Source organism: Streptomyces sp. 11-1-2, from assembly GCF_003595545.1.
Taxonomy (GTDB): Bacteria; Actinomycetota; Actinomycetes; order Streptomycetales; family Streptomycetaceae; genus Streptomyces; species Streptomyces hygroscopicus_B.
The window spans coordinates 8,613,842-8,626,272 of record NZ_CP022545.1 but is presented as its reverse complement, the minus strand read 5'-3'; the positions used below and the strand labels follow the sequence as shown (position 1 = coordinate 8,626,272).

The window sequence follows — 12,431 nt, the reverse complement described above, 5'->3', positions numbered from 1 at the left end:
TCACCTTTCGAAGTGGCGGAGCCAGGTTCTGGCGATGGTGTTGCGGTCGGCCGCCGTCATCTCGTGCAGTCCGGGCTGGAAGCGGGTGTGGCTGAGTGCGGCGGTGGCGGCGAGTATCTCGGCCTGGACGAGGTGGATGTACGCGCCGACGGCGGCGCCGTGTACGAAGTTGACGGCACCCCCGTCGGCGAGAACGTAGAAGTAGTGGCCGGTGACCTCGTATCGCGTCAACTGGGTGCTGACGGGGCTGCGCTCGTAGAGGTCGTGGAGGCTGCCGAGTTCGAGTTCGTCCTCGGAGGAGGTCACCGAGCCGAGGTACGCGCCGTTGCGCAACGCTGCGAAGTCTCCGTGCCGAAGGGCGAGATTGCCGGTGGCGCACAGGACGAGTTCCGCGTCGCGTACGGCGTCGGCGGTGGAGGTGCTGGTGCGGAAGCCGAGGGAGTGCGCCTGGACTCGCTTGATCGGATCGCTGTCGTACACGGTGACGCGCAGGTCCTGGGCGCGAAGGGTCTGGGCGATGGCGCGGCCGACCTTGCCGAAGCCGATGACGCAGGCGTTGCGGCTGGTCAGGATGTCCCCACGGGCGCGGACGAGGGCGTCGGTGGAGAAGACGATCGACCGGCCGACGAGGTGGTCTTCGCAGTCCTTGAGCGGGGAGCGGGCCACGGACACGACCGGGCACGGCAGGGAGTCGAGGGCCGCGTACCGCTGGTGACCGTTCTCGGTGTCCTCGACGACGCCGAGGACGCGGCCGGAGAACTTGCTCACGAGGGTGTCGAGGCTCGCCGCGAAGTACCCACCGATGTCCACCAGGACGACGTCCCGGCCGCCGGCCGTGTCCTCCAGGTAGTCCAGGGCCTGCGTCTCGTCGGTGAACCGCTCCCGGGTCAGGTCGTGGACCGGGAGGGTGCGACGGACCGCGTCGAGGGTCGGCTGGTGGATCGACCGGGGCTTGGGCAATACGGCGCCGACCGTGGACACCGCTGCCATAGCGCGCAGGAATGCCGGTCTTTCCGGGAGCAGGTGCGTGATGACCAGCGTCGTGATCGTCTCGCCGGCGGGGAACTGCGCGGTGATCTGCCGGAAGAAGGCGTCCAGCCGCGCTCGCTCGGGACTTTCCATTACCACTCCTCTCGGGCTCCGAGCCGCAGGGCTATGCGGCCCGGCTGTAATCCGGAACCTGGGAGGCCAGCGCCTGCATGTGGGCGCGCAGCCCGCGGTGGAGGTCGACTCGCGGCTGCCAGCCGAGGACTTCTCGGGCGCGGCTGGGGTCGGCGCGGGTGAGGAGGACGTCACCGTTGCGCGCGTGGTCCTGATGGAGCTGGATGTCGCGGCCGGTGAGGCTGGTGGCGATGTTGATCACGTCCAGCAGCGATGCGTTCGATCCGCCGCCGACGTTGATGGCACCCTGGGCGGTCGGCACGACGGCGGCGGCGATGGTGGCGGCGACCACGTCGTCGATGTAGGTGAAGTCGCGTCGCTGGTGGCCTTCTCCGTACAGACGCAGCGGCTGTCCGGTCAGGGCGGCCAGCAGGGCGCGGTGGGTGAACATGTCGGCGCGCTGCCGGGGGCCGTAGACGGTGAAGTACCGCAGGGCGACGACGCTGGGGCCGATGGGGCGCTCGGCGTAGGCGAGGCAGAGCTGTTCCTCGGCCAGTTTGGTCACGGCGTAAGGGGAGGCGGGTTTCGGACGGTCGGCCTCGAGGCTCGCTCCGCCGTCGGTCGGACCGTAGACGCTGGAGGAGGAGGCGACGACCAGTCGGGGGAGACCGATGCGGGTGCAGGCTTCCAGGACTCGGTGGGTGGCCAGCACGTTGGACGCGAGGTAGTCGCCGAACTGCGGTCCCCAGGAGGGCCGTACGCCGGGGATTCCGGCGAGGTGGAAGACCGCGTCCGCGTCGATCAGGAGAGGGTCGATCGCGCAGTGGAGGAGGTCGGCCGTGACGTGGTGGTATCCCGGGAGCCCACGCAGCGCGGCGAGGTTGGCGGCGGCCGTGGGGTCGGTGGACGTGTCTCGGCGGTCCACGCCGATCACGGTGGTACCGGCCTGGACGAGGGCGTGTGCGAGGTGGGAGCCGATGAATCCGGCGGAGCCGGTCACCACGACCCGACGGGGGGCAGCGGTGATCGGGGGCTGCTCGTGCTGCGGCACGGGGATCTCCAGAGAGGTGTCGTCGAAGAGGAAGGTCAGGTGAGCCGGGACAGGACGGTTCTGCCGTGCTCGCTGAGGGTGGGGTCGTTCTCCTGATGGCCCTTGACCAGGGCCGTGGCCGCCTCGATGGCGCCGAAGGACTCCAGGAGGCGACGCTCGGTGTCGTTCAGCGGACGCCCGTAGCCGTCGAAGAAAGCCGTACGGAGGTGGGGTGCGGCTTGCCAGCGTCGGAATTCGAGCCGTGCGAAGTCGCGGACACGGGCGTCGTGTCGCATGTGCTCGAAGTCGCAGACACCGAAGGTGTCGCCTATCAGCCAGTTGTGCGGCTGGTAGTCGAGATGGCAGACCGCGCTGTCCATGCGGCTGTTTCCCAGGATGGCCGCGTGGTGCTTCAGCAGGTTCTCCTCGGCCGTGTCGATCAGGTCGGCGTGGACGGCCCGGTCGATCCAGCTCTGGAGGCGCTCGGCGAGCGCTGCACCGACGGCGCCGCCCTGGGGCATGGCGGTGGCCCGGTGGAGCTTGCCGAGGACGTGGCCGGCCTCGTGATGGGCCAGTTCCTCCTCGGGTGATCCCGGGGCCGCGGTGTCCGCCCGATCGCCTGTGAGCGCGGTCAGCAGCAGGGTGCGGGTGGCGTCGTCACGGCCGACCAGCTTCGGCGCGTGGCCGGTCAGGTGGGTGCCCCATGCCCCGTAGGCGCGGAGTTCCCCGACGTACCGGTCGCGCTCTGCGTGCTGCTTGGCAACGAAGTGACCCCCGTCGCTGGCCACCACACGCACGACCCGGGGCGGAAGCACGGGGTCGGGTGCGATCTCGACTGCGCCGAGGAAGTGGTGCGCCAGTCGGATCCGGGGGTCGTCCGATGTCGCGATCACGGAGTCGGCTCCGGCGTGAGGAGACTGAGGTGCTCGGTGTCGTTGTGCCGGTCGAGCATCCAGCGCGTCTGGCCCAGGCGGTTGCGGTGGTGCTGCCAGCGGGTGATGGAAGCGTGGTTGTGGGTGAAGCCCGCCGGCGAGCCGATCGGGATGCCGAGGAGCAGAGTGTGTGCGGTGATAACCGTCTCCCCGTGGGCCGCGAACACGATGCGCTTCCCCTGGTTCTCCCCGATGAGCTGACTCAGGTTCCTGCTGGCACGCTCCAGGAACCCGTTCCAGGTGTCGGAGCCAGCGGCCCAGGGAGTGTCGGGATGCGCGTGCGGTCCGCCGTTGGCGGCCGTCTTCACCGCATCCCAGGGTTTGCCGTCGGCATCGCCGTGGACGGGGCCGTCGAGACGGTCGTCGTGGTGCAGTGGGATCTGGAGCGTCTGGGCGATGATCTCGCCGGTCTGGACGAGACGGATCCGCGGGCCCGCAAAGACCACGTCGAAGGGCTTCATCAGGTGTTCGGTAGCCAGGCGGCGTGCGGCCTGTTCAGCCTGCGCGTACCCGAGGTTGGTCAGGCCGGTGCAGGTGCGCGGGCCCCCGACAATGCCGTCGGCGTTGCACTGGGCCTGGCCGTGCCGTACGAAGACGAGTTCAGTGGTGATCATGAGGCTCCTCGGAGATGGGAGCGGACCGGCCAGCTGTAGCGGTAATCGTTGCGCCCGACGTAGGGCGCGTTCAGGACGGCGTGCAGGGCCAGGAAGTCGCCGAGTCGTTGGCGGTCTGTGGTGCCGAGCCGGGCGTTGTGCCTTCCGGCCGCCGCGTTGTACGCGAGCAGGGCAGCGCTGACGGCTTGGTCCGTGAGCGGTCCGTACGTCAGGTGGAGCGTCGCGATGAGCTTGGCGAGGTCGTATCCCATCGGGGCGAGGGACAAGTCGTCGGTGTCGACGGTGACGATGTCCTGCGTGCTGGTGATGATGAAGTTCCGCGGGTTGCTGTCCTTGTAGAAAGCGAACGGCCCCTGGGCGGTCTCTTCCAGCAGGCCGAGCATCGCGTACAAGGCCACCTTGTTCGGCAGATAGCCCTGCTCGTGGCGACGCCAGAGCGCGATCTCCCGGAGGTCGAGGTAGCCGCCAAACGCCGTGCCGTCCTGGAAGCGGTGCGGGGTGCCCAGCGACGCGGACCGCAGGTCGCTGGCCCAGGCGGCACCGTGGGCGTGGCCCAGCAGTTCCGCCATGCGCGGGAGATCCGCGGGACGTACGGAGCGGCCCTCGATCCGTTCGAACGTCAGGCTGTCGGGTCCGATGGCGTGGAGTGCCGGCTGCCGCAGCGGCTTTGCGTGCTCGTTGATCCACCGGTAGTGGCGCACAGCCCTCGCCGCGCGCTCCGGTGTCGGGTAGTGCTTGGTGAACGGCGTGAGGCTCATGCCGGCCGCCCTTCGTTCGGCTGGGCGACGACGAAGGTGATGCGGGACCGGGTGGTGAGCGGCCGGTCGGGAAGGAATTCGTGCAGGGTCGCGGCCAAGGCCCCGGGGTTGCCGTACAGACCGGGCGCGAGGTCGTACTTGGGGTTGGTGGCCAGGTACTGCGCTGTGTGATCGTGGCCGTCGAAGGTGAAGGCGTGCTCCTCGTCCAGGACGGCGATCACGTCGAGCGAGGAGGCGGCCAGGTCGGCGAGGTTGCCACTGTGGGCTGCGGTGTAGAGGCTCTCGTGCTGGTCGGCCCGCAGGTCGAGGCCGGCGGAGGCGACCAGCTGGTCCATCTCCCGGTAGCTGTCGAGGCCCTTGGTGACGAGCACGGCCAGGCCCCCGGGAGCGAGGACCCTGGCGATCTGCGCGATGACGTCCCTGGGATGCGGCGAGTGGTAGAGGCAGAACGCGGCGACGGCGACGTCGCACGACCCGGCGGGCAGCGGGAGGTCGTGGAAGTCGCCCTCGACGAAGTCCACCGGGATGTCGTGCAGCTCCTTGGCGCGCTCGCGGGCCTGGGCGAGCAGAGAGGGGGCGGCGTCCAGGCCGACGACACGCTGCGGCCGGAGCTGCCCGGCGATGACCAGGCTGCTCGTGCCGCGACCGCAGCCGATGTCGAGCACCACGCCGAGCCGGTCCGGCCGCGCGTGGTGGGTCTGCACCAGACTGACGATCGTCTCGGGCACGGGGTGGCCGGAGATCTTCGCCCGCATCAGGGCACTGGTCCGCACCGCCAGCCGCGAGGCACGCCCGTACAGCTCCTGCTGCCGGACGGGGTCCAGGAACGGGTTGGGCTCGTTCACGCCGCACCCCCTGCCCGGGGGCGCGGGCCGTTCAGGACTGCTCGGCGGCCACCTTCTGCAGCCAGCGGCGCGTCTGGCGCCGATTGGCCAGCAGCACCACATCGGCGCCGGAGCCGAACTCCTCGATCTTCGCCAACACGCGGGGCCGCATCTTGCGCCGGTACGTGGCGACGTACTTGATCACGCCCCAGTGGATGCGGTTGTGCACCCCGTTGCCCTTGTGCCCGGCCCCGTGCCGGATCTGCCGGGAGAAGATCCCGTACAGCGCCGATACCGTCGACACGTCCATCAGGACCACCGTGTCGCAGGCTTCGAGCCGCACCTGCAGCGTCGAGTTGTAGTTGCCGTCGATCACCCACCGCGGCTGCGCGACCAGCTCGCGCTGCACGTCGGTGAACTTGTCCATGGGCAGCGCGTTCCACTCGTCGTCGTAGAACGCGGCGTCCAGATGCGTCACCGGGGCGTCGAGGATCGTGCCCAGTTCGCGGGCCACGTGGGATTTGCCGCTGCCTCCGCAGCCGACGATGGCGACCTTCTTCATGGTGCTCCAGCGTAGAGAGGTTCGGGTGTCCGGCGGCCCCATCCTCGGGGACACGATCGGATGGTCCAGGTGTTTTGGTGAGTCGGGCGGTCTGCATCAGGCAGCTCCCCGCTCGGTCGCGGTGGTCCCGACGAGTCCGTGCAGGACGGATTCCAGGGTGTTGACCTGCTTGTTCAGGCCGAACAGGCGCAGGCGGTCCACGCACGCGGCGATCAGGTCGGCGTGCGGTTGGGTGCCGGCGATCTCGCGGAGGTAGGAGAGGCGTTCGAGCACGTCTTGGTCGGAGCGCACGACCAGCTCCTGCGGGACGAACCGGTCGGCGAAGTGGATGTCTGCCGGGGCCAGCGGCAGGCACCCGGCGAGCACGGCCTCGAAGATGCGCTGGGTCATCTGTCCGACGGCGGCGTACCGCTCGGGCAGCATGAGCACTGTGGCCAGGGACCGGCCGTAGACGCCGGCGGCGGCCTCGAATGGGATCCGGCCCACGAAGCGGACGTGCGGCCAGCGGTCGGTCTTCGTCCATTTTCCGGCGACCAGGTGATCGACGCGGGCGGCAGCCGGGGCGAAGAAGCGTGCGAAGGGCTCGTCGCGGTCGTACTGGTTGCCCACGTAGCCGAGCACGAGGTCCCGCCGCTGTGCCGCGAGGGCCACGGGGTCCGCCTGGGCGATGAGGTGCTCGGCTACGGGGAAGAGTAGGGAGCGTGCGCCGTGGGTCGGGGCGAGCGCGGCCTCGCAGACGAGGGTGTGGGCCGAACGTCGCCACACGCTCTCGGCCCGCAGTGTGCGGTCCTTGTCCCAGATCACGGTAGGCGTACGGTGCCGCACCGTGTAGTGGTTGATGAGCTGGGCCTGACGGTGGAGGTCGCATGTGTGCCCCTCGGTCCCACAGACCGTGGTGTTGCGGCCGGGGATCGCCCAGCGCCATTCCAGGAACAGGACGTCGATCCCGGGGGTGCCGTCGTCGAAGGTGTACGCGTTGCCGAGGTCGTCGCCGGCTTCGAGGCGGTCGCGGTCGGCCTGGAGGAAGACGATGTTGTGCCCGCGGGCGCTGAGGGCGTCGATGAAGGGGCGGCGGTGGCTGCGGCCCCCGTCCGGGGTGTCGGTGACCCCGTTGCCGAGGAAGCCCCAGAAGCTGTATCCGATCTTCACTTGGTGATCCACCGCCCTTCGAGGAGCAGGGCGTCGAGTCCGGAGTTGGCCAGGCAATCCAGTGCCATCTCGGGTGTCCCGCAGATCGGCCTCCCCTTGACGTTGAGGGAAGTGTTGATCAGCACGGGCACGCCGGTCCGACGGCCGAAGGCGGTCAGGACCGCGTGCATGAACGGGTTCTGCGACCTGGTGACGGTCTGCAGGCGGGAGGTGCCATTGGCGTGCACGATGGCTGGCACACGTTCGCGCGTCTTGTCCGTCACCCCGGAGGCCATGGACATGTACGGTGCCTGCTGGCCGAGGGTGAAGAACTCGTCGGCGCGCTCGGCTGGGACCATGGGGGCGAAGGGCCGGAACGGTTCGCGGAACTTCACGGTGGCGTTCAGGCGCTCGACGACGCCGGGCTCCAGCGGGGAGGCGAGGATCGAGCGATTGCCCAGGGCGCGCGGCCCGGCTTCGACGGCACCCTGGAACAGTCCGGCGATCGTGCCGTGGGCCAGCTGGTCGGCGAGGAACTCGGCGGTCTCGATGCCCAGGGTATTTTGGCGGAGGCCGGGCCAGGGGGTGAGGTCGAGGGGCTGGTCCTCGTAGGAGGGGCCGAGGTAGCACGTGCGGGCGACGCCGGCGACCGGGCGAGGGTTGCGCCGATCGGCGTGCACGGCGAGGGCGGCGCCGATCGCGGTACCGGCGTCACCTGGTGCCGGCGGTACGAATACCTCGTCGAAGATGCCGGACTCGATGATCTTCCCGATGCTCACGCAGTTCGTGGCGACACCGCCTCCCACGCACAGGCGTCGGGAGCCGCTGAGCACACGGGCGCGGCGGGCGAGGTGCACCATCACCTGCTCGGTCCGCTCCTGGAGGGCAGCCGCCAGGTCTCGGTGGAGGTCCGTGAGCGGTTCGCTCGGGTGCCGCTCGGGGCAGGTCTCGGTGACGAACCGCCGCGATGTCCTCTGGTATCCCGATCTGAGGGTGCGTGTGGGGAAGTAGCCGGGGTCGATGTGGAAGCCCGTTGCCGTGGTACGGACGGCCCTCGCGAACAGGTGGCGGAAGCGGGCGGGGTCGCCGAGGGCGGCCAGCGCCATGACGGTGCCTTCCTCGTCGCCCCGGCGCCAGCCCAGGTGCTCGGTGACAGCGCCGTACACGTACCCCAGGGAGGCCGGGTCGTTGATCGCTTCCAGCGTCTGGGACCGGGGGTGACGGGTGCCGTGGCCCCGAGCGATGGTGGTGGTCTGCCGCTCGCCGAGGCTGTCGACCACGAGCACGGCGGCTTCGTCCCAGCCCGAGGCGGCGAAGGCGGTGAGCTGATGGGCGCGGTGGTGCAGGACCGGGGTGACGTGGGCAGAGGGGAACTGGCTGCCGAGGACACGCAGCCGCTGCCGGGTACGCACGGCCACCTTGGCAAACCCGTGAGCACGCGCCAGACTCCGGTCGCGCGTCGCCGGCGAGAGCGCCAGGCCCAGGGCGGCGGGCGACTCGGCGAGGTAGCGGGAGGGCTGGAAGTTGTAGGCGACGGCGTCCACATCGTCGGCGCTCAGCTTGGCCTGGCCGAGCAGCCACCCGATGGCGCGGGCCGGGTAAAGCTTGGTGTGCTTCTGCTCGGAGAGGCGCTCCTCCTCGACGAAGCCGACGAGTTCACCGTCCACGAGAAGGGCGGCCGACGAGTCGTGGGTGTACGAGCACAGGCCGAGGACGACGGAAGGTGTGCGCTTCATGGCGGCGGTCACCTTGCCCCGGCCGTCGCGGCGCGCTTGGTCGAGCGCCGCTTCAGCTCTCCGTACCAGGCGGTGAGGGCCTGGCCGAGGGGCCCGTCGATCCTGTCGGCCGCCCGCCCCGCCTGCTCGCGCTTGCCGTCCTTCCACAGCCGGTAACTGCGCAGCGTCTCGGCCATCGCATCCCAGCCGGGGTGGCCGGTCACGTCGCCGGCCTCGACCTGGTCGAGCAGACCGGCGAAGCCTGTCCAGGGCGTTCGCAGGTCAGGCATGTGCGGGCTCGCCGCCAGCGAGGTCAGTAGCTCGGCCTGCTCGACGTGTTCGTCGTAGATGTGCAGCGAGCCGACGTGCAGGTGGAACTCGCCCAGCTCCGCGTCGAGCCACCCGGCGACCAGCTCGTGCAGCACGGTGTAGAAGAACACGTCGTACGGCATGCCGATCCACACGTCCTGGCCGCGCATCATGGTCGCCATGTGCAGGCGGCCAGCGCGAAGATGGAACCGGAAACCGAGGGTGCAGGGCACGTCCTTGTGCCCGGCGGCGTCCTGGGCCGGGTCGTAGAGCTGGATCAGGGCTCGCCGGGAGTCGGGGTCCTCCCTGAGGATCTCCACGACGCGGGCCAGTTGGTCCACCTTGCCGGCCCAGTTCCGCATCCTGGGTCCGTACGCACCGAGGAGGACGCCGTCGTCGGCGTACTGCCGCAGCCGTTCGTTGTAGTCGAAGATCCACGAGGCGTCGGATCCGGACAGGTGCCAAACTGTCTCGGCGACCGCGAAGGCCGGGTTCACGATTCGGGCCGGCGGTGCGTAGAGCAGACGGGCGCGCGGCTGGGCGAGCAGCAGGTGGACGTCACGGACTTCGCGGGTAGCCATGCCCCGTGGGCTGGCCTTCTCGCCGGATTTGGCCAGCGTGACAGCGCCGGAGAACAGCTCGGCCATGCTGTCGGCGGTGAGGATTGTCATCGGACGGATACTCCTTCGTCCTGGGGCGACGCAGAGGCGCCCGCATCTTGGTGGATGGAATTGCACGACCCTTTGGCGGATGCGGCGCGGTCGGTGATGAGGCGAGCGATCCGAGCCGCGCTGTCGCCACGCCACCGGCACACCGCGTCCAGGGCCGTCTGCGGGATGGGCGTACGCGGTTCACGCAGCGCGGAAAGCGCTTCGGCGACGCCACCGGCGTCAAGGCAGCGGGTCGCGAGACCGTGACCGGCCAGGTCCAGCGTGCGTTCACCCGGCGGGCCGATTTCGAGGACCGGGACCCCCAGCAGCGCGGCTTCGATCCCGCACGTCGAGTACGCGCTCGCCAGGGCGTCAGCGCCGGCGAGGCAGCCTCGCGCACCGACCCGGGGATCGGCCACGGCAACGAGCGGCCCGCCATCCCGCTTCAAAAGAGAGGTGAAGGCATCGGCACCCTGCGCCGGGTGTGGAGCTATGACGAGACCCCAGCCGCCGTCCGCCTCACCAAGGCCATCCAGGAGAAAGTCCGCATGGGACTTGAGGTGATCCGGGCTGAACGGCTGGCAGGCCCACACCGCGATCCGGGCGGGCACGCTGCGGCCACCCAGAGCCAGCAGCTTCTCCAGGTACCGTCGCTGTGCCTCGCGGCCCAGACCGGCGAGTACATCGAAGCGGGGCTGTCCGAGTACGTGCACCTCAGCATCGGGGTGGCGCACCCACGCTCGTCCCAGAGCGAGGTCTCGTTCGCCCATGACGATGATGTCGCGGCTGTGCAGGGCCGGCCAGGCTGCCGATTCCGCCGTCCACGCCCCGTGCTGGACGTGCACCGAATTCGCGCCGTGTCGTTCGGCGACGTGCGCGGCCAGCACGCCGAGGGGGCTGGTGTCGTTACTCAGGAGGACGGTGTGCGGCCGGGCTGTCGACAGCATGTCGTCGAGCCAGCTCTCCGCCCGCACCAGGGTCCGCCACGACGGCTGTGTGCAGCCACCGCTGGTTTCGAGCAGAACTGACAAGAGCCGCACCAGCCGCGCGAGTTGAACATCGTGGCCTTCCACGTGGACTACGTGCTCGTCGTCAGACAGGCGTAGGCCCTCGGCGGTGCCGGAGAGGGTGAAGAGGTCACTCGGCGCCGAGCGCAGTTCGATGCCTGTGACCGATGCCGCGGAGCACCGCTCTGTGGCATCGGTGGCGAGATCGAGCAGAAGACTCGGCTGTCCGTCGCGCGCCAGTTCGGCGAGAACCGGCATCAGCGTGGCAGCGTGCCGGGAGGTCCAGGACAGCGCCAAGACGTCCTGCCTTCGCACGTCCGCGGGGAGTGGGCTCGGCTCCGTATTCGCCGCCCCTACCCGGGCGCGGTTGCGTAGCTGGGCGGAGTGGGTCGGGTTGTGCGGTGCCGCGGCCCCGAGCAGGTACGCGATGCCGGACCAGGTCACGGTGTAGGCCAGGTACTCCCGCGAGCTGCTCGAACGCAGTCCCACGAGTCCCTCGTACGGGGCCAGAGCGAGGGGCCCCGGCGCCGAAGCGAACGGCTCCCAGGCGTTCAGCGCCAGGAGCTTGCGCACGATCTCGGCAACGAAGCGCCGCACGGGAACATGCTGGACGTGGAGCCACCCGGCTCCGCCAGGAGTGGAGGCGAGCGAGGCGCCATAGCGATCCAGGGAAGCCATGACGTCCTCGACGCAAGCGCGCAGCACCTGCCGGTCGACGGCCGTGGCTTCCAGTTCCGCAGTGTGGATGTGGTCGGTTCTTGCGTGCGCCAGCGCGCCGCTACCGACGAGAGCCCACGTTGGCTTCCTGGCGAAGGCGGAGCGGACCAGGCCCAGACCACCAGTCGTGGGGACACTCACACCATGCTCCCCTCGACGAGCCGCTCGGCGGGGCGGAGAAGGCGCAGCAGTTCCTTGGGCGAAGCGGCAGTCTCGGGTGCGGGTGAGGCGGGCTGCCCGTATCCCCATCCAGCGTGGATGTAGGCGACCCCGGCGCGGGCGGCCGATTCCTGGTCTACCGCCATGTCACCCACGTACACGGCTGCGGCGGGATCGACTCCGAGGTCGACCAGGGCGAGGAGGAGCGGGTCTGGGGCCGGCTTCGTCCGGCCCGCCCCCGCGGGGGTACGGATGGTCGCGAAGGGACATCCGAGGCGCGCGAGGAGCGGTGCCGCGCGATCGACGTGCTTCGACGTCACCACACCCAGCCGCCAGTCGGCGGCCACGAAGGCGTGGAGCATCTCGACGATGCCAGTGAATTCCTGCGCGAGGTGTGCGGCGCCGACGGATTCCGTTTCGTACGTCCGGCGGACTGCCTCGGCGTCGGTCACACCCAGTCGCTGCATGATGTCGCCGAATTCGCGCCCCAGGTGGCGCTCGTAGTCGTGAAACGGAAGGGTGATGCGGTGAAGCTCTTGGACCTTCCGCCACGCCTTCCGCATCACCGGACGGGTGTCGAGCAGGACGCCGTCGAGGTCGAGAAGAAGTGCGCACGACGTGCTGTCGCTGGCTGTGATGCTGGGTGTGGGCGGAGCCGGGGGTGATTCCGGAGCGGGAACGGTCATGATCGTCCTTCTCGTCAGGGGTGGCAGTCGCGCCTCAGAGGGCCGAACCCGGTTCGAGTTCGCACTCGGGGTACTGATCCGGGCCGCCGACCTCCTCGAACGCGGCATTGAACAGCGCCACGTGCATGCGGTCGCGCCGGCCTCGGGGCTGCAGAGCACGTCCGTGGCGGGACAGGGCCCACGCCTAGCGGGCCGTAGGCCCCTTCATGAAGTTCTTCGCGTTCTGCCGCAGCACGGCC

At 69.8% G+C, this 12,431-nt stretch carries 12 protein-coding genes; all 12 read right to left on the bottom strand.

What is annotated here, in order from left to right:
• On the bottom strand, nt 1-1,122 hold the full coding sequence (locus CGL27_RS37065) for an adenosylhomocysteinase (protein ID WP_119992072.1): 1,122 nt from the start codon (nt 1,120-1,122) through the stop codon (nt 1-3).
• 31 nt (nt 1,123-1,153) lie between these two features.
• A complete protein-coding gene (locus CGL27_RS37060; protein WP_240450765.1) occupies nt 1,154-2,152 on the bottom strand; it encodes an NAD-dependent epimerase/dehydratase family protein in 999 nt (332 codons plus the stop codon).
• Nucleotides 2,153-2,187: 35 nt separating this feature from the next.
• Nucleotides 2,188-3,024, bottom strand: a complete 837-nt coding sequence (locus CGL27_RS37055; protein ID WP_119992071.1) for an aminoglycoside phosphotransferase — start codon at nt 3,022-3,024, stop codon at nt 2,188-2,190.
• The gene (locus tag CGL27_RS37050; RefSeq protein ID WP_119992070.1) at nt 3,021-3,677 is read right to left on the bottom strand and encodes a histidine phosphatase family protein; all 657 of its coding nucleotides are present in this window, start codon (nt 3,675-3,677) and stop codon (nt 3,021-3,023) included. Before CGL27_RS37050 ends, CGL27_RS37055 begins: the two co-directional genes overlap by 4 nt.
• On the bottom strand, nt 3,674-4,435 hold the full coding sequence (locus CGL27_RS37045; RefSeq protein ID WP_119992069.1) for a phosphotransferase: 762 nt from the start codon (nt 4,433-4,435) through the stop codon (nt 3,674-3,676). Before CGL27_RS37045 ends, CGL27_RS37050 begins: the two co-directional genes overlap by 4 nt.
• On the bottom strand, nt 4,432-5,280 hold the full coding sequence (locus CGL27_RS37040) for a class I SAM-dependent methyltransferase (RefSeq protein ID WP_119992068.1): 849 nt from the start codon (nt 5,278-5,280) through the stop codon (nt 4,432-4,434). Before CGL27_RS37040 ends, CGL27_RS37045 begins: the two co-directional genes overlap by 4 nt.
• Nucleotides 5,281-5,311: 31 nt before the next feature.
• Entirely contained in the window at nt 5,312-5,821 is a 510-nt protein-coding gene (locus CGL27_RS37035; protein WP_119992067.1) for a topology modulation protein, read from the bottom strand.
• 96 nt (nt 5,822-5,917) lie between these two features.
• Entirely contained in the window at nt 5,918-6,970 is a 1,053-nt protein-coding gene (locus tag CGL27_RS37030; protein ID WP_240450764.1) for a hypothetical protein, read from the bottom strand.
• Complete coding sequence (locus tag CGL27_RS37025) at nt 6,967-8,685, bottom strand: carbamoyltransferase C-terminal domain-containing protein (protein ID WP_119992065.1); 1,719 nt, start codon at nt 8,683-8,685, stop codon at nt 6,967-6,969. Before CGL27_RS37025 ends, CGL27_RS37030 begins: the two co-directional genes overlap by 4 nt.
• 8 nt (nt 8,686-8,693) lie before the next feature.
• Nucleotides 8,694-9,644, bottom strand: a complete 951-nt coding sequence (locus tag CGL27_RS37020; RefSeq protein WP_119992064.1) for a thymidylate synthase — start codon at nt 9,642-9,644, stop codon at nt 8,694-8,696.
• Nucleotides 9,641-11,488, bottom strand: a complete 1,848-nt coding sequence (locus CGL27_RS37015; RefSeq protein WP_119992063.1) for a hypothetical protein — start codon at nt 11,486-11,488, stop codon at nt 9,641-9,643. Before CGL27_RS37015 ends, CGL27_RS37020 begins: the two co-directional genes overlap by 4 nt.
• Nucleotides 11,485-12,192: an HAD-IA family hydrolase gene (locus CGL27_RS37010; RefSeq protein ID WP_119992062.1), complete on the bottom strand. Its 708-nt coding sequence runs from the start codon at nt 12,190-12,192 to the stop codon at nt 11,485-11,487. The genes CGL27_RS37015 and CGL27_RS37010 overlap by 4 nt, the downstream gene beginning before the upstream one ends.
• Nucleotides 12,193-12,431: the final 239 nt, after the last annotated feature.

Excerpts from the sequence above, each read along its gene's own strand:
- CGL27_RS37065 (WP_119992072.1), bottom strand. The coding sequence starts at position 1,122 with ATGGAAAGTCCCGAGCGAGCGCGGCTGGACGCCTTCTTCCGGCAGATC.
- CGL27_RS37050 (WP_119992070.1), bottom strand. The coding sequence starts at position 3,677 with ATGATCACCACTGAACTCGTCTTCGTACGGCACGGCCAGGCCCAGTGC.
- CGL27_RS37045 (WP_119992069.1), bottom strand. The coding sequence starts at position 4,435 with ATGAGCCTCACGCCGTTCACCAAGCACTACCCGACACCGGAGCGCGCG.
- CGL27_RS37035 (WP_119992067.1), bottom strand. The coding sequence starts at position 5,821 with ATGAAGAAGGTCGCCATCGTCGGCTGCGGAGGCAGCGGCAAATCCCAC.
- CGL27_RS37025 (WP_119992065.1), bottom strand. The coding sequence starts at position 8,685 with ATGAAGCGCACACCTTCCGTCGTCCTCGGCCTGTGCTCGTACACCCAC.
- CGL27_RS37020 (WP_119992064.1), bottom strand. The coding sequence starts at position 9,644 with ATGACAATCCTCACCGCCGACAGCATGGCCGAGCTGTTCTCCGGCGCT.
- CGL27_RS37010 (WP_119992062.1), bottom strand. The coding sequence starts at position 12,192 with ATGACCGTTCCCGCTCCGGAATCACCCCCGGCTCCGCCCACACCCAGC.